The organism is Rhodanobacter sp. Soil_C_14, from assembly GCF_057657335.1.
This window is the reverse complement of sequence record NZ_JBDGIQ010000009.1, coordinates 24,323-49,151: the sequence shown is the minus strand read 5'-3', so window position 1 is coordinate 49,151 and position 24,829 is coordinate 24,323. Positions and strand designations below refer to the sequence as shown.

Genomic DNA, 24,829 nt, shown 5'->3' with positions numbered 1-24,829 from the left:
CACTTCTCGTCATCAAGGAATCCTCATGAACGCTTCGCTCGCGCTGTTTGGCCGCATCGGCCTTTCGCTGATCTTCATCATCTCCGGCTGGGGCAAGATCGCTGCCTACGCCGGCACCCAGCAGTACATGGAATCCGCGGGTTTGCCGGGGGCGTTGCTGCCGCTGGTGATCGCGCTGGAACTCGGCGGTGGCCTGGCCATCCTCACCGGTGCTTTCACCCGCTGGATCGCGTTGGCGATGGCCGCGTTCTCGCTGGTCAGTGCCGTGGTGTTCCACGCCCACTTCGACGATGCCGCCCAGGCGATCAACTTCTGGAAGAACGTGGCGATGGCCGGCGGCTTCCTGATGGTCGCCGCCCACGGCGCCGGCGCGCTCAGCCTTGATCACTTGTGGAACAAGCGCCGCAACGCCTGAGTGCCGCCATCCCGCAGTCACGCAACGGGCGCCTCGCGCCCGTTGCCCATGGAGAAAGCACCATGACCACCGCCCCTTCGCTCTTCATCTCCCACGGTTCGCCAATGTTTGCGCTGGAACCGGGCCTGCTGGGCCCGAACCTGCGCGCCATCGGCCAGTCGCTGAGCGGCATCACCGCCGTGCTGGTGGTGTCGCCGCACTGGCAGACGCGCGGCGTGCGCATCGGCAGCAGCGCCGCGCCGGAAACGATCCACGACTTCGGCGGCTTCCCCGAGCCGCTGTACCAGCTGCAATACCCCGCGCCGGGTGCACCGGCGCTGGCGCAGGACGCGGCGCGTCTGCTTGCATCGGCCGGTTTTGAAGTGACCCTCGACGAACGGCGCGGCCTCGATCACGGCGCATGGGTGCCGATGCGCTACCTGTTTCCGGACGCCGACGTGCCGGTGTTCCAGGTGTCGCTGCCGCAGGGCATCGATGCGGTCGGCGCCTTGCGACTGGGCCAGGCGCTGGCGCCGCTGCGCCAGCGTGGCGTGCTGGTGGTCGGCTCCGGCAGCCTCACCCACAACCTGTACGAATTCCGCCAGCACATCCGCGACCCGGAATACGCCCAGCAATTCGTCGACTGGGTTCGCGACGCGATAGCCGCGCGCGATGTCGAAGCGCTGCTCGACTACCGTCGTCGCGCCCCGCACGGCGAGCGTGCGCATCCGACCGAGGAACACTACCTGCCGCTGCTGGTGGCCGTGGGCGCAAGCTCCGCGACGGACACGGCGCAATTGGTCGAGGGCGGCATGACCTACGGCGTGCTGTCGATGGCTTCGTTCGCATTCGGCCTGCCTCATGTCGCGCAGGCTGCGCCGGAGAAAGCCGCATGAAGACCTTGTCACCGCTGTTGAACGATCCCGCCTTCGCGCTGGCCTTCCGTACGTTGCAGCCGCTACCAGCGCAACCATCGTCGCTGCTGGTGCTGCTACATGGCGTGGGTGGCAACGAAACCAATCTCGCCGCGCTCGGCGCCGAGGTCGACAGCAACACGCTGGTGGTCTTGCCGCGCGGCCCGATCACGCTGGGCTCGACGGCGTTCGGCTGGTTCCGCGTGGCCTTCAGCGGCAATGGTCCGCAGATCGTGGCCAGCGAAGCCGACGCCAGCCGTCGCAGCCTGATCGACTTCATCGGACAACTGCAGCAGGCCCACGGCATCGATGCGGCGCATACCGTCGTGGCCGGTTTCAGCCAGGGCGGCATCCTAAGCGCCAGCGTGGCGTTGACCGCGCCCGAACGCGTCGCCGCGTTCGCCGTGCTGGCCGGGCGCATCCTGCCGGAGCTCAAGCCGCTGTTGGCGAGCGCGGAACATCTGTCCGCCTTGCGGGGCTACATCGCGCATGGCACGCACGACGACAAACTCCCGGTGAGCTGGGCACAGCGCAGCGATGACTGGCTGACCCGCCTTGGCGTCGCCCACGAGACGAAGCTCTATCCGACCGGCCACGAACTGGGCGCGCCAATGTGCGCCGACTTCCTCGCCTGGCTGTCCCGGGAAGAGCCGCGCGGGAACAGGCCCACCGCCGGGCGATAGGTCGATCCTGCACTTGCGGCGTGCGGGACGTCCGATCCGGCCGGGTCGGACGTCCGGTCCGACGGTCTCGGGCGACCGAACGCCCCGGTGGAGCGAGGCTGGAGTTCGCATTCCGCCCAGGTAGACCACCATGTCCCTTCTGCTGTCTCTCGTTCGCTGGACCGCCCGGTTTCTGTTCGCGCTCACGTCGGTGGCGGTCGCCGTCTACGCCTTCGGCTATCTCTATCGCAGCCACGCGGCCGGCAATCCATTCGCCGCGCAGTTCGCGATTTCCGGATGGGACGTGCCGCTGCACATGTTCCTGGCCGGGCTGGCGTTGCTGCTGGCGCCGTTGCAGCTCAGCGCCGGCGTGCGCCGACGCCTGCCGGCGCTGCATCGCACCGCGGGCTGGTTGTACGTGGCCGCGATCCTGATCGGTGCGCCGTCGGGACTGTCGCTGGCGTTCCATGCGCAAGGCGGCGCGGCCAGCGGCGTCGGCTTCGCCCTGCTGGCGCTGCTGTGGCCGGTTTTCACCTTGCGCGGCGTGGTGCTGGCGATCGCGGGCGACACCGCCGGCCACCGGCGCTGGATGTGCCGCAGCGTGGCGTTGACCTTCGCTGCCGTCACGCTGAGGGTGGGACTCGGCGTGGGCGCGGGTGTGCTGCACCTGCCGTTCCTGTCGGTCTACATCACGATGGCGTGGGCGTCGTGGCTGCTCAACCTTGCCGTGTGCGAATTCATCCTGCGCTGGCCGTCGTGGCGTCGCGCGCGTGCCGCCGGCGGTAGTCGCTGGGCGTCTCGCCCAACTGGCGCTTGAACGCCGCGTTGAAGGTCGATTTCGAGGTGAATCCGCAGGCGTAGGCGAGGTCCAGGATCGTGCGCGTCTCGCCCGGATCGGCCAGATGGTCGCGCATCGCGTCGATGCGCAGGCGGTTGACGTAATCCCAGAAAGTGGCGCCGAAGCGGCGGTTGATCACCACCGATACCAGGTACTCCGGGTAACCGCTGCGTCGCGCCAGTTGGCCGATCGTCAAGGCCGGCTCGCGGTAGAGCTGTTCGCCGCTCATCAGTTGGGTGAGCCGGACCTCGACTTCGGGAGAGCGCGGGTCGTCTTCCGCCTCGTCGCGCGAGCGATCGGGCGGCATGCCGCTTTCGTCGGGCGTCGCTGCATCGTGTCCGGCATCGGTCATCGGCTGGGCCGGCACCTGCGGCTGCGCCAGGCTGAACCAGCCGATCACGAAGATCCACAAGGCCACGGCACCGTAGATCAGGTGGTAATCCACGAACGGAATGTGCGCGATTTCCCGCAAGGCGGCGATGCACCAGATCAATGCCTGCGAGAACGCCATCGCGCCGAGCCATTGCAGCGACTGGCGGTCGGCGTCGGCACGCCGCGCGCGCAATTCCTGCCGGAACCGGGCGATCCGCACCAGGGCCGCGGCGACGTAGGCCAATGCATAGCCGAACAGGAACAGCGTGAACCACGGTCCGGGTCCTTCCCAACCGGCGTTGCCGGCAAGCCGCGGCCAGGCCACCACCAGCGCCAGCGCGAAGCCGGCGAAATGCACCAGGTCGCGCATGCGCAGGCGACTGCCGGTGGTGAGTGCACGCACGTAGACATAGAACAGACTGGCGTGCAGGAACGGAAACAGGCTGACGACCGCGTAGGCCAGCGACCAGCGATCATCGGCCCCGGCCAGATGGACGGCCTTGACCGCCAGGTCCACGCCGACCAGGCCGGTCCATGCGGACAGGACGCGGTTGGCGGCAGCATTGGCCGGGCGCCGCCACAGCGCCAGTGCGAGCAGCACCGCTTGGGCGGCGGCACTGGCGTAGATGATCACCCAAGCCTGCATGCGGAAACCGTGGAAGCCGAAGCGCGCCAGTGTAGCTGCACGGCGAACAGCCAGGACTGGTCAGGCCGGCGTCACCGCGGTCTCAGTGCAGCGCGGCGCCGAAGCGGTCTCCGCGCGGCAGGTAATGCTGTTGCGGGTCCAGCGAGACGAGGACGTGGTGCGCGCGGCCGACGATCTCGCTGCGGGCGAAGAAGCCGAAGTATCGCGAGTCCATGCTGTTGTCGCGGTCGTCGCCCAGCAGCAGGTACTGGCCGGGCGGAACCCTGGTCGGGCCGAAGTTGCTGAGCGGGCTGGGGTGACCGTTGGACAGGCGGATCGCGTGGCGCAGCGCGCCGTAGCGTTCGGTTTCGTAATGCGCGGGATCGCGCAGGTCGTCGTGGATGCCCTGCTCGTGGCTCGCCGCATAGCCGGCCGCACGACCGTTGATGAAGAGCACGTTGCTGCGCATCGCCACTTCATCGCCGGGCAGGCCGACCACGCGTTTCACCAGGCGCTCGCGCGCGGCCGGCGAATCCAGCACCACGATGTCGCCGCGTTGCGGATCGGCCAGGTGGCGCAGCGAGACGTGGGTCAGCGGCAGGCGCACGTCATAGGCCAGCTTGTCGATTAGGATGCGGTCGCCGATGCGGATGGTCGGCTGCATCGAGCCAGTCGGCACCACGTTCCAGTCGGCCACTGCGCTGCGGAAAACGACCATGCACAGCATGAAGGTGATGAAGCCCCGGTTGCGGGTCAGAAAGCGGACGAGCCTGTGCATGCAGATCTCCAGTCTTGTCGTATGGGCAGTGCGATGCGCGGACCACGCAGGCACGTCATGGACATGACCGCGGCCTGGCGGTGAAGTTTCAGGATCGGACAGACTGGTGCCGAAGGTCATAGAATGCACGCGCACGACGGAGAGCGCGGCGGCATGTGAGCGACATGATTCATCCATAGACCCATCCTGGATTCTGGGCGTCGCCAGTCAGACGCGGCGAGTCGGTCATCCTCCTGGTTCATCGCCGCGGGCAGCAGCTGCCCGCGTGCTGTCATGGAGAGTCCCATGTCGGATGCACGCATTCGCGTCGTCAATCTCGTTTTCTCATGGCCCGACGGCACACCGGTGCTGGACGGTCTTTCGTTTGCGCTGCCGGCGGTTCGCACCGGCCTGGTCGCGCCCAACGGTGCAGGCAAGAGCAGCCTGCTGAAACTGCTGGCGGGCGAGCTGTCGCCGTTGTCCGGTCAGGTGGCGATCGATGGTGTCGTCGGGTATCTGCCGCAAAACCTGCCGCTGGATGGCGAGGCCACGGTGGCCGAGGTGCTGGGCATCGCGGCCAGGTTGCAGGCGCTGGAGGCGATCGCCGACGGCCAGGTTGATTCCGCGCACTTCGATGCGGTCGATGGCGACTGGCATGTGCGCGAGCGCAGCATGGCGGCGCTCGCGGGCCTGGGCCTGGCTGACGTGGCGCTGGAGCGACGACTCGACACCTTCAGCGGCGGCGAGGCGATGTCGCTGGGTCTGGCGGCGCAGCTGTTGCGGCGTCCGGACGTCCTGCTGCTGGACGAGCCGACCAACAATCTCGACCACGCTGCGCGTTTGCGGTTTTATGCCGTGCTGCAGGAGTGGAAGGGCTGTGTGCTGATCGCCAGCCATGATCGGGAATTGCTTGAGCGGATGGATCAGATCGCCGAACTGTCGCCCTCCGCATTGCGCTTGTACGGCGGTGGTTTCGCGTTCTATCGCGAAGCACTGGAATCCGAACAGCGCGCGGCCGAACAGCAGGTGCGAACTCTGCGCAGCGAATGGAGGCGGGAGAAGCGCGACATGCAGCAGGCCCGCGAACGTGCCGCGCGGCGGTCGGGTAACGCCTCGCGCAACCTGGCCGATGCCGGGCTGCCGCGGATCGTGGCCGGCAATCGCAGAAGCGCGGCGCAGGCTTCCGCGGCCAAGGCCGACGCGACCCATGCCGCGCGGATGGAACGAGCGGGTTCGCGCCTGCATGACGCAAGGCAGGCATTGAACGAAGCGGCGGCGCCGGATTTTTCCTTGCCGGCCACGCGGGTGGCGGCCGATCGGTTGCTGTTTTCGGCCGAGGGCGTGCGGGTGGAGCAGGGCGGTCGCGATCTTTTTGGCAGGCACGGCCTGAGCTTCACCATCCACGGTCCGCAACGCATTGCGTTGCGTGGTGACAACGGTGCGGGCAAGACCACCCTGCTGCGAGTGATCGCGGGCGAGTGCAGGCCAGGCCATGGCGACGTGCGGCATGGCGCGGGTCGGGTCGCCTACTTGTCGCAGCGGCTGGAGCTGCTCGATCCGGACCGCACGGTCAGTGAGAACCTTGCGCTCGCCGCCCCGGACATGCCCGCCCAGCAACGCGCAAACCTGCTGGCGCGGCTGCAGTTCCAGGGTGATCGAATGGATCTTCCCGCCAGCTCGCTGTCCGGCGGCGAGCGCCTGCGTGCGGTGCTGGCCTGCGTGATGCACGCCACGCCGGCACCGCAGTTGCTGTTGCTGGACGAGCCGACCAACAACCTCGATCTTCCCGGCGTCGATTTGCTGGCGCAGGCGTTGCGCGCGTACGAAGGTGCCCTGGTCGTGGTCAGCCATGATCCGGCCTTCCTGGCCGAGATCGGCATTAACCGGTGGGTCGAACTCGCGGATGGTCGGTGGGTGGAGGATCTTCGGGCGGTGATACCCCACCAGGCGGCCTGCCGGTAAATCCGCAATCCCTCCCTCACTGCCTTGTGGATGCCATGCCCGTGCCTCCGAACGGCCCGTTTGCGACGCGTTGCGGCCCGTTGCGTCTGCTCTGATGCACGCTCCATCCGGGGAGTGTGGACGCATGATTGCTTGGACACAGACGGTGACCGCCAAGGTGCTTGGGGTTGGGGTGCTGGCGTTGTTGATGACGATACCGCTGATGCAGGTACGCGGGCTGGTGGGCGAGCGGCAGCAATTGCGTACCGATGCGATCAGCCAGATCGCGCAAGGTTGGGGCGGCAAGCAGGTGTTGGGCGGGCCGGTGCTGGTGGTGCCCACGTTGCGTCAGGTGGCGGCGGAAGGTCAGGCGACGCCGCGCTGGCAGGCGGGCAGCGAAAGCATGCTGGCCGACGCGCTGAAGCTGGACGTGGCGATGGCTGTGACCACGCGCAGTTATGGCATCTACACCGCCCCGGTCTTCGTCGCCACGGTGAAGCTCGACGCGCAATTCCGGGCGCAGGACATCGCCCAGTATCGCCATGCCAGCGACGCGCCGTGGCAGGGCGGCAAGGCCGAGCTGCGGCTGCCGATCGGTGACTTGCGCGGGCTGCAGGAAATTTCCGACCTGCGGATCAACGGTCAGCCGGCCCGTTTCGAATCGTCGGCCGATCGCCTGGGTGGATGGCCGAACGTGGTGGTGCCGATCGACCTCGACGTGCTGGGCGACCGGCCGATCGACGTGCAGATCAGCCTGAAGCTGGCTGGCACCGAGGCGCTGCAGATGCTGCCGCTGGCGCGTGGCACCGACGTGACCATGCGCGCGCCGTGGAGCGACCCCAGCTTCATCGGCGCCGCGCTGCCGCTGGAACACGCGATCGATGCCAGCGGCTTCAGCGCCCACTGGCACCTGCTGGATCTCAATCGCAGCTACGGCCAGCACTGGACGGACGGCGACGACATGACGGCCGCGCTGCAGGCGTCGACCTTCGGCGTGCAGCTGTACCAGCCGGTCGACGTGTACCAGCGCAACGTGCGCGCGGGGAAGTACGGCCTGCTGTTCATCGCGATGACCTTCGTGGCGTTCTTCCTGTTCGAGGTGCTCAAGCGGCTGCGCGTGCACCCGGTGCAATACCTGCTGGTCGGCGCGGCGCTGGCCACCTTCTACGTGGTGCTGCTGGCGTTGTCCGAGCAGATCGGTTTCGGTCTGGCCTATGCACTGGCGGCGGCCGCGGTGGTCGTGCTGGTCGGTGGCTATGCGATGGCGGTGCTGCATGCACGGCGCGCCGGCCTGCTGCTGGGCGGCGTGCTTGGGCTGATCTACGCGATGCTGTACGGGCTGATCGCGGCCGAGCAGTACGCGCTGCTGATCGGCGCCCTGGTGCTGCTGGCGATGGTCGCGCTGATGATGTACCTGACCCGCCGCATCGACTGGTATGCGTACGTACCGACCTCGACCGAGCCGCCAGCGGCTATCATGGAACAATCATGAATCTGCTCGCGATCGAAACCGCCACCGAAGCCTGCTCCGTCGCCCTGATCCACGGCGACGAACTGATCGCCCGCAGCGAAATCGCGCCGCGCCGGCACACCGAACTGGTGTTGCCGATGGCCGACGAACTGCTGGCCGAAGCCGGCATCGGCCGCCAAGCGCTCGACGCGATCGCCGTGGGCCGCGGCCCCGGCGCGTTCACCGGCGTGCGCCTGGGCGTGTCGCTGGCGCAGGGCATGGCGCTGGCGCTGGACCTGCCGGTGATCACCGTTTCCTCGCTCGCCGCGCTGGCGCTGGAGGCGCCGGAGGAGGAAGGCACCGCCATCCTCGCGGTGATCGACGCGCGCATGGGCGAAATCTACGCTGCCTGCTACCGCCGCGACGACAACGGCGGCCTGGTCGCGCTGGACGACGAACGCATCTGCACCGCCGATACCCTGGTGTTGCCTGAAGCGGATGCCTGGCAGGTGGTCGGCAGCGGCTGGGCCACCTACGCCACCGTGCTGAGCCAGCGCCTTACTGGCACCCTGCATTCGGCCGATGGTCATTGCTACCCGCAAGCTGCGCACGTCGCCGAACTGGCCATGCGCGAGTTTGCGGCTGGCCATGCACAGGCGCCCGAGCTGGCCTTGCCGGTGTATCTGAGAGACAAGGTGGCGTTGACGCTGGTGGAGCAGGGCAAGGCGTAAGCGTCGAGGGTCATGCAGGGAGGCAGCGTGGAATATCCCGTTGCCATCCTGCCAGCGGAGCATCGCGATGCTCTGCATGATGCCCATTCTCCAAGTTCTACTTGTTGCGCCGGCCTTCGTCCATGACGCATTTTCGCAGGGCCGACGGATCGTTGGCCTTGCTCATGCAGTTGTAATACTTGCGATGGGTTTTGCGCGCAACACACTTGGCCACGAGATCGGCACGGTCATCCGCGTGTGATTTGCGGAACCAGTCTTCGGCATCAGGCGGCATGACCGAGACGGCGAAGTCGATTTCCTTGTCGATCAAGGTCCCGCATTCATCGGCAGAAAGCTTTCTGGAACTGCAGGAGGTGAGAAGACCGAGCGCCAGGGCGGCAAAAATCACCTGTTTCATCATTTGACATTTCCCTATGTGCCGCTGGATGCGGGCGTGGTCGGCAAAGCATGGCAGGTGGTTGGCGCAGGGTCACGCCTCGAGCAGTGGCTCAGAGCCGCCCGATCACCAGTTGCACCAGCAGGCTGCTCACTGCCACCGCGATCCACACGCCCAGGCCGAGCAGGATCGGGCGGGGGCCGCTGGAGATCATCTTGCGCAGGTTGGCGGACAGGCCGATCGCGGTGAGCGCCACGATGATCAGGAATTCGGCGAGCAGGTGAATGGACGGCTGGATGGCCACGGGGATCAGGCCGGCGGTGCGCAGCGCCGAGGCGACCAGGAACCACAGGATGAACCACGGGAAGATGCTGGCCAGACTGAAGTGGCCGCTGCTGCCGGCTTCGGCATGCTTGCGCTTCTCGCGGGCGGCGACCACAAAGGCCAGCACCAGGCAGACCGGGATGATCAGGGTGGCGCGGGTCAGCTTGACGATGGTGGCGTAGTCGCCGGCGGCGTGGCTGTAGCTGTAGCCGGCGGCGACCACCGACGAGGTGTCGTTGATCGCGGTGCCGGCCCACAGGCCGAAACCGAGGTCGGACAGGTGCATCAGGTGGCCGAGCAGGGGGAACAGCAACACGGCGACCACGTTGAACAGGAAGATGGTGGAGATCGCGAAGGCGGTGTCGTGGTCGTCGGGACGGATGATCGGCGTCACCGCGGCGATCGCCGAGCCGCCGCAGATCGCGGTGCCCACGCCGATCAGCACCATCAGCTTGTCGTGCACGCCGAGCCAGCGGCCCAGCGCCCAGGCGGAAAGGAAGGCCATCGTCATCGTGATCAGGGTGACCGAGAGCGACTCCAGCCCGGTCTTCGCCACCTGGTCCAGGCTGAGCCCGAAGCCCAGCGCGATGATCGACCACTGCAGCACCTTCTTGCCGGCGAACGCGATGCCCGGCGCGTAACGCGCGCCCAGCGGCAGCGTATTGCCGACCACGATGCCCAGCACGATGCCGATCACCGGCCCGCCGATCAGCGGCGCCCAGCGGCCCAGCAACCAGGCCAGCAGCGCGATCGCCACCGCCAGCAACAAGCCAGGCGCGCGTTGCAGCAAGGGGTTGGGCGTGGCGACGGAAGCGGGGGCGGACATGCTGGACTCCTGGAATGGCGGCCATTGTCCGCCGTGCAGTCCATAACCAGAACTTGGAATATGTGATTGGTCGTATAAACTCGGCTGATGATCAACATCAGCCCGCGACAGATGGACGTGTTCGTGCAGATCGCGCTGCTGGGCAGCGTGCGTGCCGCGGCCGAACGACTGCACCTGACCCAGCCGGCGGCCAGCATGGCGCTGGCCGAGATGGAGCGCCAACTGGACGGGCCGGTGTTCGACCGCGAGCGCGGCCGCTTGCACCTCAACGCCCGTGGCCGCGAACTGTTGCCGCTGGCGCAGGAGCTGCTGGAGCGACATGCCGAGTTCGGTCGCCGCGGCCGCGAGGACGGTGCCGAACTGGGCGGCGAGCTGCGCATCGGCGCCAGCAACACGGTGGGCAATTACCTGGTCGGCGAATTGCTGGGCGGCTTCGTGCGGGCGCATTCGCAGGTGGCGATTCGGCTGCGCGTGGCCAACACCGAGACGATCACCGCAGGCATGCTGGAGCACAGCCTGGACATCAGCTGCGTCGAGGGGCCGGTGGCCCATCCATTGCTGGAAGTGCGACCGTGGCGCGACGATTCGCTGGTGGTGTGCGCGCCGCCGGAGCATCCGCTGGCGCGCAAGCGGGGCTTGAAACCCGCGGATTTCGCCGGTGCCCGCTGGGTGTTGCGCGAGCCGGGTTCGGCCACGCGCGCCACCAGCGAGCGGGTGCTGTCACAGCTGCCGCCGGGCGAGACGGTGCTGGAGCTGGACCAGATCGAGGCGATCAAGCAGGCCGTGGTCGCAGGCCTGGGCATCGCCTGCCTGCCTTCGGTGGCGGTCACCGATGCCCTGGCAACCGGACGGCTGAAGGCGCTGAAGACGCCGTTCCTGGATCTGCAACGCAAACTCTCGCTGCTGCTGCACCGGCAGAAATACCGGGGTGCGTTGCTGGAGGCGTTTCTCGACAGCATCGGTTTCTAGATCGCCGCCTGAAGCCCGCGCCGCCTTGCCGCACCGGAAACCCGCGATGATTTACGTGGAAGCGCTGGCGGGCAGCGCCTGCTCCTGCGAACGGCTCACGATCTCGCGCAACATCGCCTCGGCCTGCTCATGGGTGTGGGCGCGCAGCAGGCGGGCCAGGTTGCGGCGCAGGTCGGCGTGGTCGAGCGTGGCGAGGCGGTCGCGCACCTGCAGGATCTGCGCCGGGTGCATGCTGAATTCGTTGAGGCCCAGCAACAGCAGCAGCGCGGTGAAATTCACGTCGCCGGCGATTTCACCGCACAGGCTGACCGGCTTCTTCGCCCGGCGGCCGGCGCTGAGCACGTGCGAGATCAGTCGCAGCAGCGCCGGTTGCAGCGGATTGTAGATGTTCTCCAGCGCATCGTTGCCGCGGTCGGCGGCCAGCACGTACTGGGCCAGGTCGTTGGTGCCGATGGCGAGGAAGTCGGCGTGCTCCAGCAGGGCACGCACGTTGATCGCCGCCGCCGGCACCTCGATCATCGCGCCCAGCGGCAGTTTTTCGGGCAGGTCGATGTTCTCGCGCTTCAGGTCCTGGCGCGCCAGCTTGAACAGCGTGCGCACCGCGATCAGTTCGTCGGGCTGGGTCACCATCGGCACCAGCACGCGCACCGGACCGTAGCAGGCGGCGCGCAGGATCGCGCGGATCTGCGTGGTGAACACCGCGGGATAGCGCAGCGACAGGCGCACGCCGCGCACGCCCAGCGCGGGGTTATCCTCGCCGCGCAGGCTGAGCCCGGCGGCGTCGGCCTTGTCGGCGCCCAGGTCCAGCGTGCGGATGGTGACGGGCAGGCCGCCCATGCCCATCACCAGGTCGCGATAGGCGATGAACTGTTCGTCTTCCGAGGGCAGGCCCTTGTGCTTGAGGAACAGGAATTCGGTGCGGTACAGGCCCACGCCATCGGCGCCGCGGGCGCGGGCCATGGCCACGTCCGATGGCGTTTCCGCATTGGCCAGCAGGGCGATCTCGACGCCGTCGCGGGTGCGGGTGGGCGCGTTGGCCAGCTTGGCCAGGCGGCGTCCCTCGATGGCCGCCTCGCGCTGCCAGGCGCGGTAGCGCGACAGGTCCTGCGCGGTCGGATGGACGATCGCCTCGCCCCGTTCGGCGTCGAGCAGGATCAGGTCGTCGTCGTGGATGTTGGACAGCGCATCGCGGGTGCCCACCAGCATCGGTAGGCCCAGGCTGCGCGCCAGGATCGCGCTGTGCGAATAGGCGCTGCCGGAACTGGCGACCACGCCGAGCAGGCCGTTGCCGGCCAGCTGCGCCATGTCGCCCGGCGCGATCGAATCGGCCACCAGGATTTCGCCCACGCGGGCGGCCAGCTTGCGCTCTTCCGGGCTGGTCTGCCGCTGCAGCGCGGAGATCACCCGGTTGATCACCTGCTCGACGTCTTCCTTGCGGCTGCGCAGGTAGGGGTCGTCCATCGCCTCGAACACGGCGGACAGGCGATCGCGCTGCTTCTTCAGCGCGGCGCCGGCGCGGTAGTGGCCGATCCGGACCAGGTCGTCGAGCCCGCGGAGCAGTTCGGCGTCGTCCAGCAGCAGGCTGTGCGCGTCGATGAATTCGTTGACCTCGCGGGCCAGCGCGCCGTGCAGCCGGTTGCGCAGTTCGCGCAGTTCCTGCCGCGCCGTGTCGAGTGCGCGGTGCAGGTGTTCCAGTTCGCCCTCGATCTCGTCCTCGCCCAGCGGACGGTTGTCGACCGCGTAACGACTGGGCTGCACCAGCCGCGCACGGCCAAGCGCCATGCCATGGGCGGCGACGGTGCCGGGAAGGATGTGTCTCACGCTTGGCTCCTTGCGGAGTCGGGAATGGGCAATGGGGAATGGAGAATGGTCAGGAGCAGGGCGCGCGCAGGCCGGCGATGCACCGTCAACCTGGTGCAGTCGGCTTTGCCGATTCCCGGTTCCAGATTCCCGATTCCCTGCATCACTACGCCCCCTCGTCGAACTTGCGCTCGAACAGCTCGACCACGGCGGCGAGCGCAGGTTCCTCGTCGGGGCCTTCGGCGCGGATGGTCAGCGGACTGCCCAGGCCGGCGGCCAGCATCATCACGCCCATGATGCTCTGGGCGTTGACCTCGCGGCCCTTGCTGATCAGCCACACGGTGGACTTGAAGCCCTGCACCAGCTGCACCAGCTTGGCCGAGGCGCGGGCGTGCAGTCCGAGTTTGTTGGAGATGACGACTTCTTGTTCAAGCATGGATGGAGTCAGGCATGGTCGATGAAAATTCCCCCGCGGCCACCGCTGGCCGCGATCTCGGCCAGTTCGTCCAGCGGTTTTTCCGCATAGTTGAGTACGCGCAGCAGCATCGGCAGGTTGAGCCCGGAGACGCAGCGCAGGCGCACGCCCAGCGCACCCAGCGACAGCCCGATGTTGCACGGCGTGGCGCCGTACAGGTCGGCAAGGATCAGCACGCCATCGCCGTGGTCGAGTTCGCGGGCGTGATGCGCGGTGAGCGTGCGCATCACGTCGGGATCGGCATTGGGCGGCACCTCCACCGCGTCCACCCGCAAGGGCAGCTTCGGCATCACGTGGTGCGCGGCCGAGATGATCGCGTGACCGACCGCTTCGTGGGTCATCAGCAGCACGCCCACGCTCATGGCTGCTGTTTCCTGCGGGTTGCCGAAGTCATGCCGGTTCACTCCAGCTCGCGATGGAAGGCGAGCACGCCCTCGCGGCGGTCACGATAATAGGCGGCCAGCTTTTCGACCAGGTAGACCGAACGATGCCGGCCGCCGGTGCAGCCGATCGAGATGGTCACGTAGCTGCGGTCGTCCTGTTCGAAGCGGGGCAGCCAGGCATCCAGCCAGCGCGCGGTGTCGGCGAAGTATTCGCCGACCAGGGGTTCGGCTTCGAGGAACTCGCGCACCGGCGCGTCCTTGCCCGACAGCGGACGCAGGTGGGCCTGCCAGTGCGGATTGGGCAGGCAGCGCGCGTCGAACACGAAATCGGCATCCAGCGGCAGGCCGCGCTTGAAGGCGAACGACTGGAACATCAGGGTCAGTCCCTCGGTGGCCTGGGCGTAGCCGGTGGCCACCAGGCGACGCAACTGGTGCACGTTGAGTTCGCTGGAGTCGATCACCTTCTCGGCGATCGCCATCAGCGGGCGCAGCAGCCGGCGCTCCTCGACGATCGCGTCGGCCAGCGACACGCCGCGGGTGGCCAGCGGATGGCGGCGGCGGGTTTCCGAGTAGCGCTTGATCAGCACCTCGTCGCGGCAGTCCAGGAACACCAGGTGCACCTGCACGCCGGCGGCGGCCAGCTCGGACAGCACGGTCGGCATGTGGGCGAAGTCGGTGCCGCGATTGCGCACGTCCACGCCCACCGCGATGCGCCGGTGCTTGCTGTTGCCCTGGATCACCGCGTTGACCAGCTGCGGCAGCAGGGCCGATGGCAGGTTGTCGACGCAGTAGAACTCCAGGTCCTCCATCGCGCGCAGCGCCACCGTCTTGCCGCCGCCGGACATGCCGGTGAGCACGATCAGGTGGATCTCGCTGGGGTCGACCTGCAGGTCGAGCAGGGGAGTGTTTCCGTTCATGCGTTCACCATGGCGGCAGCCGGCGCAACTGGTGCGCCTGACGGTCAATGAAGGTCTGCGCCGGATCGATGCCCTTGCTCTTGAGCGCATGGCTGCGCACGGCGGCCTCGACCAGCACGGCGAGGTTGCGGCCGGAGGCGACCGGCAGGGTGATCTTCGGCACCTGCACGTCGAACACCTCGCGATGGCCGATGTCGCCGGTCAGACGGGTCAGCGCGTCGATGTCCTCACCGTCGCGCAGCGGCTTCAGGTGGACCACCAGGCGCAGGTATTTGGACGGCTTTACCGACATGTGGCCGAACATCTCGCGCACGTTGAGCACGCCCAGGCCACGCACTTCCAGCAGGTCCTGCAGCAGCTCGGGGCAGGTGCCGTCGATCACGTCCGGCGCGATCAGGGTGAATTCGGTGGCGTCATCGGCGACCAGCCGGTGGCCGCGGCTGATCAGTTCCAGCGCCAGCTCGCTCTTGCCCGAGCCGGCTTCGCCGGTGATCAGCACGCCGATCGAGAAGACCTCCATGAACACGCCATGCAGGGTGATCTTCGCCGCCAGCATGCGCGCCAGGTGGTATTGCAGGTAGGTCAGCAGTTCGTGGCCGCGCTTGGAACTGGTCCACAGCGGCGTGCCGGTTTCCTCGGCGACCTCGCGCAGGTCGGCGGGGATCGGCTGGTCCTTGGTCACGATCAGGGCCACCGGCTGGTAGGCGGCGATCTTGTGCATCACCTCCCAGCGCTGGCGCGAGTCCAGCCCGTCGAGGAAGTTCAGCTCCTCCGAGCCGATGATCTGCACCTTGTTCGGGTAGATGACGTTGAGGTAGCCGATCAGCGAAGGCCGCCGCGACTGCGCCACGCCCGGCTCCAGCACGCGCGATTCGCCACGCATGCCCGACACCCAGCGCAGGGCCATGCGTTCGTGGACACCATCGTAGAGTTGTCGCGCGCTGATCCGGTCCAAGCTCAGTCCTCTGCGCCGCGTGTCGTTGCCCGGCGGGGCTTCGCGGCGACGCGGCCATTGTGCCAGCTTGGACGGTGGTACGTGTTCAGAAAAGGAAACGGCCCGCACGTGGCGGGCCGTTCCGGGTGGCGTTCAAGCGACGGGATCAGCCGTACTGGCGCTCCTCGCGCGCTTCGCGTTGATGCTTGTCGGCCACTTTCTCGCGGTGCTTGCGCAACTGGGCGACCAGCTTGTCGAACAGCACGTCGATCGAGGCATACATGTCGGCCTCGGTGGCCTCGGCATGCAGGGTGGCGCCGACCGCGTTGAGCGTGCCATCGGCGCGCTGCTGCAGCTTGTCGACCGAAAGCACGATCGCGAGGCTCATCAGCTTGTCGTCGAGGCGAGTGAGGCGGTCGAGCTTGGCCGTGGCGTGTTCGCGCAAGGCCGGGGTGACTTCAATCTGCTGGCCGCTGAGTTGGAATTGCATGGGTCGCCTCCTCTGGTGGTGCAGTGCCGCGTTGTCGCGGCGGGGTGGACGCGTCGGGCCGCAGGCGCCGACACATCGTCAGTCATTCTGTAACAGGTATGGGAGCGAATTTTCGTTAACCAAGTTCCCGCCGCGACGAGGCGTTCAGCCCGCGCGCTGGCGCTCGCTGGAGGTGGGAATGCGCAGGCCTTCCCGGTACTTGGCGACGGTGCGACGGGCAACCTGGATGCCCTTGCGCTTGAGCTCCTCAGTGATGGCGAGGTCGGACAACGGCTTGCGCACGTCTTCGGCGTCGATGAGTTTGCGCAGCATGGCCTGGATGGCGGTGGCCGAGGCGCTGCCGCCGTCCTCGGTGGATACGCCACTGGAAAAGAAGTATTTCAGCTCGAAGGTGCCGCGTGGCGTATGCAGGTACTTGCGCGTGGTGACCCGCGAGATGGTCGATTCGTGCATGCCGACCTCCTCGGCCACCTCGCGCAGCACCAGCGGGTGCATCGCCTCGGGGCCGTAGTCGAGGAAGGCGCTTTGCCGCCGCACGATCGCGTCGGCCACTTTCAGGAGCGTCTCGGCGCGCGATTCCAGGCTCTTGATCAGCCAGCGCGCTTCCTGCAGCTGGCCGCGCATCCAGCTGGCATCCTCGCCGCGCGCCTTGGCGATCAGCCCGCAGTAGTGCTGGTTGAGGCCCAGCCGCGGCTGCGCGTCGGCATTCAGGCTGACCCGCCAGCGGGGGCCGTCGCGCAGGGCGTAGACATCCGGCGCCACGTATTCCACCGGCGTGGTGTCCAGCGCCGCGCCGGGGCGCGGGTCCAGGCTGCGGATCAATACCGCCGCCTCGGCCACGTCGTCCTCGCTGGCGCGCAGGCGCCGGGCCAGCCGGGCGATGTCGTTGCGGGCCAGCAGGTCCAGTTCGCTGTCCACGATGTGCAACGCCAGTTCGCGCTGCGGCGTGGCGGCATCGAACTGTTCCAGCTGCACGCGCAGGCAGTCGCGCAGGTCGAGGCTGGCCACGCCGGTGGGATCGAATCCCTGCAACTGGCGGCGCACGGTCTCGATCTCGATCATGCTGGCATCGAAACCGGCGGGCAGGGCGGCGATGACCGCATCGAGGCCCTCGGCCAGGTAGCCGGCGGGGTTCAGCGCATCGATCAGCACCGTGGCGATCAGGTGCTGGCGCGGACTGAACGAGGCGAGGTTGAGCTGCCAAAGCAGGTGTTGCTGCAGCGTTTCCGGCGCGACGCTCTGCGGCTCGAAGTCGTCGTCGCCACGCGAGCCGGAGCTGCTGCTCGAACTGCTGCTGGAGAAGTCGATGGGCGCTTCCGCCGTGCCGCCGCCGTCAGCCCACTCGCTGCTTTCGCCCTCGTCATTGCTGCCGGCCGTGGCCACCGCCTCGACGCTGGGGTAGTCGAATTCGGCCTCGCTGACCTCGGGGGCTTCCTCGTCCTCGATCTCCTCGGCGAATTCCAGCAGCGGATTGCTTTCGGCGATTTGCCGCAGCTCGGTCTCCAGCTCCAGTTGCGACAGCTGCAGCAGGCGTATGGCCTGCTGCAATTGCGGCGTCAGCGTCAGCTGCTGGTGGAGGCGAAACTGCAGTGCGGGTTTCATGCCAGCCGGATCGGAAGGGGACGCGGGCCATCGTAACCCGAGCCTGCGGGCGCGGCCATAGATTCCCGTGGCGCCAAAAGATGCCGCGACAGCTTTTTCAGAGCCGGAACTCGCGGCCCAGGTACACCTCGCGCACCTTGTCGTCGGCCAGGATGTGCGCCGGCGTGCCGCGCGACAGCACTTCGCCCTCGTTGAGGATGTAGGCGCGGTCGCAGATGCCCAGGGTCTCGCGCACGTTGTGGTCGGTGATCAGCACGCCGATGCCGCGTTCCTTGAGGTGGCGCACGATGCGCTGGATTTCGCCCACGGAGATCGGATCGACGCCGGCGAACGGTTCGTCCAGCAGCATGTAGCGGGGGTTGGCGGCCAGCGCCCGGGCAATTTCCACCCGGCGCCGCTCGCCGCCGGACAGGCTGATGCCTTTCTGTTCGGCGATGTGGGCGATTTTCAGCTCGTCCAGCAGGCTTTCCAGTTCGGTCTCGCGCTGCTGCGCGGTCAGGCCGTCGCGCAGTTCCAGCACCGCCATGATGTTGTCGGACACGCTGAGCCGGCGGAATACCGACGCTTCCTGCGGCAGGTAGCCGATGCCGAGCTTGGCGCGCGCATGCATCGGCAGGCCGGTGATGTCGAGCTTGTCCAGCTTGATGCTGCCCGCGTCGGCCTCGATCAGTCCCACCACCATGTAGAAGCAGGTGGTCTTGCCCGCGCCGTTGGGGCCGAGCAGGCCGACCACTTCGCCCTCGCGGATCGAGAAACCGAATTCGCGCACGACCTGGCGCGACTTGAAACTCTTTTGCAGACCTTCGGCGGAGAGCATCGGTTACGGCTGTCCCTGCGTGGCCGGCTTGGCCGGTGCGCTCGAGGATGCGGCGGGCGCCGCGTCGTCGGCAGGTTTCGCCTTCGGCTTGAAGGTCATGTGGACCAGGCCGTCGCCGCTGCTTTCGCCGGTCATCTGGCTGGTCTCGGTGTTGTAGGTGAGCTTGTCGCCGTGGGCGTCGCCACGTCCCTTCTGGGTGATCGAGGCGTTGCCGCTGAGCACGGCGACCCCCTTGAGGTTGTCGTAGTCGAGCGTGGCGGCGTCGCCCAGCACCAGGTTGTTGTTCTCGTCCAGTTGCTCGAGATGGGCCGGGCTGCCGGTGATCACCACCCGGCTGATCTGGCTGTCGCCGTCGAAATACACCTTGGCTTGCGCCCCGGTGGCTTTCAGGGTGCCCTGGGTGATCACCACGCTGCCGCTCAGCGTGCTGACGCTGTTGGGCTTCTGGAAACCGTCGAAATGTTTCGCGCCGACGTGCATTTCCTGCTGGCGGTCGCTCTTTTTCGCCAGGGCAGGTTGTGCCGCGAGCAGGCCCAGAGCGGCAATGCCGAGCGCGAACCTAGCGCTTGCGCGGCGGGAAGGTGGCATGAACGTCATCGAGCAGCTCCAGGTGTTTGTCATTCAGGTCGGCGCGCATGCCGATACCGCTGATTCTAGTGCCGCCTTGCACCATCTGCGCGGGCGCGGCGGTTTCCAGCCGGTTCTGTTTCGGCCAGGCGGTGATGTCGGCGGTCTGGATCTGCGCGGCGGGCGCATCGCGGAAGGCTGCCCGGCGCATGTCCACCGGACCTTGCAGCTTCAGTTCGGTGCCGCTCTTGTTGACCCAGCCATACAACGACTTGCCCTGCCAGTCCGGAACGCCAGCCTGGTTCGCCGGCAGCTGGAACGTGGGTGAATTCAGGTACAGCGAGTCGTCGCCCTCGCGGCGTTCCAGGTGCGGCGACTGCAGGTGGAAGCTGGGCTTCCCCTCGGCGTTGAACTCGGTCATGCGGGCGTTGGTCAGGGTGTAGCCCGAGCGGGGCGGGCCCACGAAGTCGTTGGTCCTGGGCGCCGGACCGAACCACCACAGCAGGATCTGGGCGACGCCGGCGGCCAGCGCGATCGCGATGGTCGCGGCCGGCAGGCGCCGGTCGCGCAGCCACAGGCGCAGGCTCACTGCCAGCGCTCCCGTTCGGCGTCGCTCTTGCCCTGGGCGTGCAGGATCAGGTCGCAGGCCTCGCGCGCCGCGCCCATGCCGCCGCTGCGGGTGGTCTGCCAGTGCGCCGCCTCGGCCACCCAGGGGTGGGCGTTGGCCACCGCCACGGCGAGCCCGGCGATGTGCATCGGCGGCAGGTCGGGCAGGTCGTCGCCGACGAAGGCGGCCTGTTCGGGCGTCAGCTGCAGGGCGTCGAGCAATTGCTGCAGGCAGCCGCGCTTGTCGCCCTGGCCCTGGTAGACGTGGCTGATGCCCAGTTCCTCGGCGCGCAGCGACACCGGGTGGCTGATGCGTGCCGTGATGATGGCCACCTGCACGCCGTTCGCCTGCAGCCGCTTCAGGCCCAGGCCGTCATGCACGTGGAAGACCTTGGTTTCGCGGCCATCCTCGCCGTACCACAGGCGGCCGTCGGTCAGCGTGCCATCCACGTCGAACACGGCCAGGCGAATTTTCGCGGCGCGGGTGAGGATGTCGGCGGAGAGGTTGGCGAGGTAGGTCATGAGTCCATGGTTGCTGTGAAAAGCCTCGAAAGGCGGGTTTGCCTGATTTTCCGATTTGCCGGGGCAAATCGGGATCAGACCACACGCGCCCGGAGCAGATCATGAATGTTCAACGCGCCGACCACGCGCTGTTCGTCGTCGACCACCAGCAGGGCGTGGATCTGGTATTTCTCCATCAGCTGCGCCGCCTCGGCCGCCAGCTTGTCGGCGCCGATGGTTTTCGGGCCGCGGGTCATCAGCTCGGCCACGGTGGCCCCGCGCAGGTCCACGCCTTCGTCGTCCAGCGCGCGGCGCAGGTCGCCGTCGGTGAATACGCCCAGCAGGCGCTGATCGGCGTCGACCACGGCGGTCATGCCCAGGTGCTTGCGGGTCATCTCGACCAGGGCGGCGGTGATCCCGGCGTCGGGCGAGATCTTCGGCACGTCGTCGCCGGTATGCATCACGTCGCTGATGTGCAACAGCAGGCGACGGCCCAGCGCACCGGCCGGGTGCGAGCGGGCGAAGTCGTCCGAGGTGAACCCGCGCGCCTCGAGCAGGGCGATCGCCAGCGCGTCACCCCACACCAGCGCCACCGTGGTGCTGGTGGTCGGCGCCAGGCCCAGCGGGCAGGCTTCGCTGGAGATGCTGCCGTCCAGGTGCACGTCGGCCTGGGTCGCCAGCGAGGAGGTGGGGCGTCCGGTGATCGCGATCAGCGGGATGCCCTGGCGCTTGATCACCGGCAGGATCAGCAGCAGTTCGTCGGTCTCGCCGGAATAGGACAGCGCCAGCACCACGTCCTGCGGCAGGATCATGCCGAGGTCGCCATGGCTGGCCTCGCCCGGATGCACGAAGAATGCCGGGGTGCCGGTGGAGGCCAGGGTGGCGGCGACCTTGCGCCCGATATGGCCGGACTTGCCCATGCCGCTGACCACCACGCGGCCCTTGCAGCCCAGGATCAGCCGGCAGGCCTCGACGAACTCCGGCCCGATCCGCGATTCCAGCGCCAGCGCGGCGGCCGCTTCGGTGGCGACCACCGTGCGCGCGCTGCGGGTGACCAGGTCGGCATCCAGCGAGGTCGGGAGGGGTGGGGCGGTGCGTGCGTTCATGAGGGCTCAGGCAAGGTGGCGGGGACACGGAGGGCGATGGAAAGCGGGCCGGTTCCGCCGGCTGCCGAGCCCTCGTCATTTCTGCGCCAGCGTATTTCCATTACCATGGCATCTTCCCATTTTAACGTCATAAGCCAGCACAAAGGATTCCGATCCAGCGGGAATCCGCCTTCCGGCTGGCCCGACCACCTCATGGAACACTACCCGATGGACTCCAGCCGCATCCAGGCGATGATCGAACAGGGCCTGCCCGGTGCAAAGGCGGAGGTCAGCGGTGCCGATGGCGTGCATTTCGAGGCCACCGTGGTGGCCAGCCAGTTCGGTGGCAAGTTGCCGCTGGCCCGGCATCGGCTGGTGTACGCCACGCTGGGCGAGCTGATGGGCGGTGCGATCCACGCGCTGGCGCTGAAGACATTGACTCCGGAAGAAGCCGGGATTCGGGAATAGGGAATGGGGAATGGTCAAAGGCCATTCCGTCCAGTTCCGCGCCCGACCTCGACTCCTCCGATTTCCCATTCCCGATTCTCCATTCCCGATTCCCTGCACCCATGGCCAAAATCCTGATCAGCGGCGGCACGCCACTCAACGGCGAGGTTGCCATTTCCGGCGCCAAGAACGCCGTGCTGCCCATCCTCGCTGCGTGCCTGCTGGCCGACGAGCCGGTGAGCATCGGCAACGTGCCGCACCTGCATGACGTCACCACCTTCATCGAGCTGCTCGGTCAGATGGGCGTGCGACTGGTGCTCGACGACCGCATGAAGATGCACGTCGACCCGCGCACCACCAGCACCTGCGTGGCGCCCTACGACCTGGTGCGCACGATGCGCGCCTCGATCCTGGTGCTGGGGCCGCTGGTGGCGCGCTTCGGCCAGGCCGAGGTCTCGCTGCCGGGCGGCTGCGCGATCGGCTCGCGTCCGGTCGACCAGCACATCCGCGGCCTGCAGGCGCTGGGCGCCGAGATCACGGTCGAAAACGGCTACATCAAGGCGAAGGCATCGCGGCTGAAGGGCGCACGCATCGTGATGGACATGGTCACCGTCACCGGCACCGAGAACATCATGATGGCGGCCACGCTGGCGCAGGGCACCACGGTGATCGAGAACGCGGCGCAGGAGCCGGAAGTGGTCGACCTGGCGCACTGCCTGATCGCGATGGGCGCGCAGATCGAGGGCGTGGGCACCTCGACCATGGTGATCCATGGCGTCGAACGACTGCACGGCGCCCAGCACGACGTGCTGCCCGACCGCATCGAAACCGGCACTTACCTGGTCGGCGCGGCGATGACCGGCGGCAAGGTGCGTGCCCGCCATGCCCGGGCCAGCTCGCTGGAGGCCGTGCTGGCCAAGCTGGAAGAGACCGGCGCACACATCTCCACCGGCGACGACTGGATCGAGCTGGACATGGGTGGCCGTCGGCCGAAGGCGGTCAACATCAGCACCGCGCCATACCCTGCGTTCCCCACCGACATGCAGGCGCAGTTCACCGCGCTCAATTGCGTGGCCGAAGGCACAGGCGTGGTGACCGAGACGGTGTTCGAGAACCGTTTCATGCATGCGCAGGAATTGCAGCGACTGGGTGCGAACATCCAGCTCGAAGGCAACACCGCGGTGATCCAGGGCGTGTCCCGGATGAGCGGCGCGCCGATCATGGCCACCGACCTGCGCGCTTCGGCCTGCCTGGTGCTGGCCGGCCTGGTGGCCAAGGGCGACACCACCGTCGACCGCGTCTACCACATCGATCGCGGCTACGAGAACATCGAGGAGAAGCTCGGCGTTCTTGGCGCGAAGATTCGGCGTCTGCCGAACTGATCCTTCGTCTTGCTCCCTCTTCTGCGTAGCAGGGGCTGGTTCCGCCCCATTTTTCCGCGAGGGCTTGGGCTACCCCGCGGGTTCCGCCGATTTTCCTCGAGGGCCTGAGCTACCCCCTCCCTTCCTCCCCCTGCGAGCAGGGGGAGGGATCAAGGTGCTCTCGGGGCTACGGGTTTGCCGGGGCTACGGGTTTGCCGGGGCGGCGGGTCTGCCGGGGATGCGGGTTTGGGCTTACTCGGCCCGGTAGCTCACCAGCTCCAGCACCAGGTCGCCGCCGTCGTGCTGGGCCAGTTTCACTGGCAGCGGGTAGCGGTCGGGGGCGTACCAGGCGCTGAAGCCGCGGTCGGCGTCGGTGCGGTCGATGCGTTCGGCGTCGAAGCTGCCGGCGGGTACCTTGACGGTTTCCTTGCCGCTGACCTTGAAGTTCTGCGTCTGCACTTCCTGGCGTACCGCCACCGGCAGGGCGATCTGCTGCCTGCCGTCGCGCAGCGCCAACCCCAGCGCCAGCGCCAGGGTGTTGCGTTCGACCATGCCGGGACTGGCGGGATAGCTCTGCGCGCCCTTGCCCTCGTCGACGCTGACCCGGTTTTCCGCCCAGTCCACCACCAGGTGTCGCTGCTTCTGCTTCACTGCGGCCTGCATCCGGTAGTCGTAGCTGATCGCCTCGGGCACGTCGCCTTTCCAGCGGAAACGCGAGGATTCGCTGACGCTGGCGCCGAGCAGGGCGGCCAGTCCGCCGGTGCCCTTGACGTCCTTGCTGTAGATCCACTGGCCGTCGCCGGCCGCGTGCAACCGGATCGTGGCGACGCCCATGGGCTGGCCACCCTGCAGCACGTCGTAGGTGGCGGTGAAGGCCTGGGGTTGGGTGGCTGCGGCGGCGTGGCTGCCGAACAGCAGGCCAAGGCCGAGCAGGGGAGCAAGCAGGGATCGGATAGTCATGCGCCGAGTCTGCGCAGGCCGGGCTGAACCTGCTTTAAGGCTGCAGCCCGTGCTCGCCCAGTTGCAATGGCATCGCCAGCGACTGGCCGTCGAAGCGTGGGCCGTGGCCGTCCCATTGCAGTCGACCGTGGGCCAGGTCGGCCAGCACCGCCGGCAGCAGGCGGTGTTCCAGTGGCAGCAACCGCTGGGCCAGCGACTGTTCGTCGTCGTCGGCCACGATCGGCAGGCGCGCCTGGGCGATCACCGGGCCGCCGTCCAGCTCGGCAGTGACGAAATGCACGCTGGCGCCATGCTCGGCGTCGCCGGCTTCCAGCGCGCGACGATGCGTGTGCAGGCCCCGGTATTTCGGCAGCAGCGAGGGATGGATATTGATGATGCGCCCCGCCCACGGTCGCAGCGCCTCGCCGTCGAGGATGCGCATGAAGCCGGCCAGCACCAGCCATTCGGCGCCGCTGTCGGTGATTCGTTCGAACAGGTCGAGATCGAACGCGCGCCGATCCGCGTAGCTGCGCGGGTCCAGCGCCAGGGTGGCGATGCCGGCGGCTTCGGCCAGCCGCAGCGCACCGGCGGTGGCCTTGTCGCTGCCCACCAGCACGAATTCGACCGGCAGTTCGCCGCGCGCACGCGCGTCGAGCAGGGCGGCGAGATTGCTGCCGCGCCCGGAGGCGAGCACGGCGACCTTGGCGGGTGCGGAGGCCAAACGGA

28 protein-coding genes are annotated in these 24,829 nt (G+C 67.7%); 10 read left to right on the top strand and 18 right to left on the bottom strand.

Annotated elements, in window-relative coordinates:
* Positions 1-25 precede the first annotated feature (25 nt).
* The 4 genes from AC3A56_RS16980 (at position 26) to AC3A56_RS16965 (ending at position 2,787) form a co-directional block, all read left to right on the top strand.
* On the top strand, positions 26-415 hold the full coding sequence (locus AC3A56_RS16980) for a DoxX family protein (protein ID WP_113725916.1): 390 nt from the start codon (positions 26-28) through the stop codon (positions 413-415).
* A 62-nt stretch (positions 416-477) separates the two neighbouring features.
* Positions 478-1,290 carry a dioxygenase family protein gene (locus AC3A56_RS16975; protein WP_487771133.1) on the top strand — a complete coding sequence of 271 codons (813 nt, stop codon included), beginning with the start codon at positions 478-480 and terminating at the stop codon, positions 1,288-1,290.
* Positions 1,287-1,991 (top strand): alpha/beta hydrolase, encoded by a 705-nt coding sequence (locus tag AC3A56_RS16970; protein WP_487771132.1) that lies wholly within the window; start codon positions 1,287-1,289, stop codon positions 1,989-1,991. Before AC3A56_RS16975 ends, AC3A56_RS16970 begins: the two co-directional genes overlap by 4 nt.
* Positions 1,992-2,121: 130 nt before the next feature.
* The gene (locus tag AC3A56_RS16965; protein WP_487771131.1) at positions 2,122-2,787 is read left to right on the top strand and encodes a DUF2306 domain-containing protein; all 666 of its coding nucleotides are present in this window, start codon (positions 2,122-2,124) and stop codon (positions 2,785-2,787) included.
* On the opposite strand, the gene AC3A56_RS16960 is transcribed toward AC3A56_RS16965, so the two are convergent.
* Together AC3A56_RS16960 and lepB are read right to left on the bottom strand one after the other, a co-directional pair.
* Complete coding sequence (locus AC3A56_RS16960) at positions 2,708-3,826, bottom strand: helix-turn-helix domain-containing protein (RefSeq protein WP_487771130.1); 1,119 nt, start codon at positions 3,824-3,826, stop codon at positions 2,708-2,710. The genes AC3A56_RS16965 and AC3A56_RS16960 overlap by 80 nt on opposite strands.
* Positions 3,827-3,908: 82 nt before the next feature.
* Positions 3,909-4,583 carry a signal peptidase I gene (gene lepB, locus AC3A56_RS16955; protein ID WP_487771129.1) on the bottom strand — a complete coding sequence of 225 codons (675 nt, stop codon included), beginning with the start codon at positions 4,581-4,583 and terminating at the stop codon, positions 3,909-3,911.
* A 285-nt stretch (positions 4,584-4,868) separates the two neighbouring features.
* Between lepB and AC3A56_RS16950 the strand changes: the two genes are divergently transcribed.
* The 3 genes from AC3A56_RS16950 to tsaB all read left to right on the top strand — a co-directional run bounded on the left by AC3A56_RS16950 (position 4,869) and on the right by tsaB (position 8,684).
* Positions 4,869-6,524, top strand: a complete 1,656-nt coding sequence (locus tag AC3A56_RS16950) for an ABC-F family ATP-binding cassette domain-containing protein (protein ID WP_487771128.1) — start codon at positions 4,869-4,871, stop codon at positions 6,522-6,524.
* A 124-nt stretch (positions 6,525-6,648) separates the two neighbouring features.
* Positions 6,649-7,995: a cell envelope integrity protein CreD gene (creD, locus tag AC3A56_RS16945; RefSeq protein ID WP_487771127.1), complete on the top strand. Its 1,347-nt coding sequence runs from the start codon at positions 6,649-6,651 to the stop codon at positions 7,993-7,995.
* Positions 7,992-8,684 carry a tRNA (adenosine(37)-N6)-threonylcarbamoyltransferase complex dimerization subunit type 1 TsaB gene (gene tsaB / locus AC3A56_RS16940; RefSeq protein ID WP_487771126.1) on the top strand — a complete coding sequence of 231 codons (693 nt, stop codon included), beginning with the start codon at positions 7,992-7,994 and terminating at the stop codon, positions 8,682-8,684. The genes creD and tsaB overlap by 4 nt, the downstream gene beginning before the upstream one ends.
* Positions 8,685-8,781: 97 nt before the next feature.
* Here tsaB and AC3A56_RS16935 read toward each other — a convergent pair whose 3' ends face one another.
* Both AC3A56_RS16935 and AC3A56_RS16930 read right to left on the bottom strand, forming a co-directional pair.
* Positions 8,782-9,081, bottom strand: a complete 300-nt coding sequence (locus tag AC3A56_RS16935) for a hypothetical protein (RefSeq protein ID WP_235577832.1) — start codon at positions 9,079-9,081, stop codon at positions 8,782-8,784.
* 91 nt (positions 9,082-9,172) lie between these two features.
* Positions 9,173-10,210: a YeiH family protein gene (locus AC3A56_RS16930; RefSeq protein ID WP_487771125.1), complete on the bottom strand. Its 1,038-nt coding sequence runs from the start codon at positions 10,208-10,210 to the stop codon at positions 9,173-9,175.
* An 87-nt stretch (positions 10,211-10,297) separates the two neighbouring features.
* Here AC3A56_RS16930 and AC3A56_RS16925 point away from each other — a divergent pair, with 87 nt between their 5' ends.
* A complete protein-coding gene (locus AC3A56_RS16925; protein ID WP_056717033.1) occupies positions 10,298-11,179 on the top strand; it encodes a LysR family transcriptional regulator in 882 nt (293 codons plus the stop codon).
* A 51-nt stretch (positions 11,180-11,230) separates the two neighbouring features.
* Here the strand turns inward: AC3A56_RS16925 and ptsP are convergent, their stop codons facing one another.
* The 12 genes from ptsP to AC3A56_RS16865 all read right to left on the bottom strand — a co-directional run bounded on the left by ptsP (position 11,231) and on the right by AC3A56_RS16865 (position 21,377).
* Positions 11,231-13,000, bottom strand: coding sequence for a phosphoenolpyruvate--protein phosphotransferase (gene ptsP / locus AC3A56_RS16920; RefSeq protein ID WP_487771124.1), 1,770 nt, complete (start codon positions 12,998-13,000; stop codon positions 11,231-11,233).
* Between the two features lie 145 nt (positions 13,001-13,145).
* A complete protein-coding gene (locus AC3A56_RS16915; RefSeq protein WP_056717038.1) occupies positions 13,146-13,415 on the bottom strand; it encodes an HPr family phosphocarrier protein in 270 nt (89 codons plus the stop codon).
* Positions 13,416-13,423: 8 nt separating this feature from the next.
* A complete protein-coding gene (locus AC3A56_RS16910) occupies positions 13,424-13,816 on the bottom strand; it encodes a PTS sugar transporter subunit IIA (RefSeq protein WP_007805705.1) in 393 nt (130 codons plus the stop codon).
* Between the two features lie 38 nt (positions 13,817-13,854).
* The gene (rapZ, locus tag AC3A56_RS16905) at positions 13,855-14,754 is read right to left on the bottom strand and encodes an RNase adapter RapZ (protein WP_056717040.1); all 900 of its coding nucleotides are present in this window, start codon (positions 14,752-14,754) and stop codon (positions 13,855-13,857) included.
* Positions 14,755-14,758: 4 nt separating this feature from the next.
* Positions 14,759-15,709, bottom strand: coding sequence for an HPr(Ser) kinase/phosphatase (gene hprK / locus AC3A56_RS16900; RefSeq protein ID WP_487771123.1), 951 nt, complete (start codon positions 15,707-15,709; stop codon positions 14,759-14,761).
* A gap of 145 nt (positions 15,710-15,854) precedes the next feature.
* Positions 15,855-16,178 carry a ribosome hibernation-promoting factor, HPF/YfiA family gene (gene hpf / locus AC3A56_RS16895; protein ID WP_056717044.1) on the bottom strand — a complete coding sequence of 108 codons (324 nt, stop codon included), beginning with the start codon at positions 16,176-16,178 and terminating at the stop codon, positions 15,855-15,857.
* A 144-nt stretch (positions 16,179-16,322) separates the two neighbouring features.
* Positions 16,323-17,780, bottom strand: coding sequence for an RNA polymerase factor sigma-54 (locus AC3A56_RS16890; protein WP_056767154.1), 1,458 nt, complete (start codon positions 17,778-17,780; stop codon positions 16,323-16,325).
* A gap of 97 nt (positions 17,781-17,877) precedes the next feature.
* Positions 17,878-18,597 (bottom strand): LPS export ABC transporter ATP-binding protein, encoded by a 720-nt coding sequence (lptB, locus tag AC3A56_RS16885; protein ID WP_056767152.1) that lies wholly within the window; start codon positions 18,595-18,597, stop codon positions 17,878-17,880.
* Between the two features lie 3 nt (positions 18,598-18,600).
* Positions 18,601-19,194, bottom strand: coding sequence for a lipopolysaccharide transport periplasmic protein LptA (lptA, locus tag AC3A56_RS16880; RefSeq protein WP_487771122.1), 594 nt, complete (start codon positions 19,192-19,194; stop codon positions 18,601-18,603).
* Complete coding sequence (gene lptC / locus AC3A56_RS16875) at positions 19,157-19,753, bottom strand: LPS export ABC transporter periplasmic protein LptC (protein WP_487771121.1); 597 nt, start codon at positions 19,751-19,753, stop codon at positions 19,157-19,159. Before lptC ends, lptA begins: the two co-directional genes overlap by 38 nt.
* The gene (locus tag AC3A56_RS16870; protein ID WP_056717050.1) at positions 19,750-20,292 is read right to left on the bottom strand and encodes a KdsC family phosphatase; all 543 of its coding nucleotides are present in this window, start codon (positions 20,290-20,292) and stop codon (positions 19,750-19,752) included. The genes lptC and AC3A56_RS16870 overlap by 4 nt, the downstream gene beginning before the upstream one ends.
* Before the next feature lie 74 nt (positions 20,293-20,366).
* Positions 20,367-21,377 carry a KpsF/GutQ family sugar-phosphate isomerase gene (locus AC3A56_RS16865; RefSeq protein WP_056717051.1) on the bottom strand — a complete coding sequence of 337 codons (1,011 nt, stop codon included), beginning with the start codon at positions 21,375-21,377 and terminating at the stop codon, positions 20,367-20,369.
* A 207-nt stretch (positions 21,378-21,584) separates the two neighbouring features.
* Here AC3A56_RS16865 and AC3A56_RS16860 point away from each other — a divergent pair, with 207 nt between their 5' ends.
* Both AC3A56_RS16860 and murA read left to right on the top strand, forming a co-directional pair.
* The gene (locus tag AC3A56_RS16860) at positions 21,585-21,824 is read left to right on the top strand and encodes a BolA family protein (protein ID WP_056767380.1); all 240 of its coding nucleotides are present in this window, start codon (positions 21,585-21,587) and stop codon (positions 21,822-21,824) included.
* A 101-nt stretch (positions 21,825-21,925) separates the two neighbouring features.
* On the top strand, positions 21,926-23,185 hold the full coding sequence (murA, locus tag AC3A56_RS16855) for a UDP-N-acetylglucosamine 1-carboxyvinyltransferase (RefSeq protein WP_056717052.1): 1,260 nt from the start codon (positions 21,926-21,928) through the stop codon (positions 23,183-23,185).
* A 231-nt stretch (positions 23,186-23,416) separates the two neighbouring features.
* Here the strand turns inward: murA and AC3A56_RS16850 are convergent, their stop codons facing one another.
* The gene (locus AC3A56_RS16850; protein ID WP_487771120.1) at positions 23,417-24,124 is read right to left on the bottom strand and encodes a DUF3108 domain-containing protein; all 708 of its coding nucleotides are present in this window, start codon (positions 24,122-24,124) and stop codon (positions 23,417-23,419) included.
* A 34-nt stretch (positions 24,125-24,158) separates the two neighbouring features.
* The gene (gene purN / locus AC3A56_RS16845; RefSeq protein ID WP_056767141.1) at positions 24,159-24,824 is read right to left on the bottom strand and encodes a phosphoribosylglycinamide formyltransferase; all 666 of its coding nucleotides are present in this window, start codon (positions 24,822-24,824) and stop codon (positions 24,159-24,161) included.
* Between the last annotated feature and the right edge of the window lie 5 nt (positions 24,825-24,829).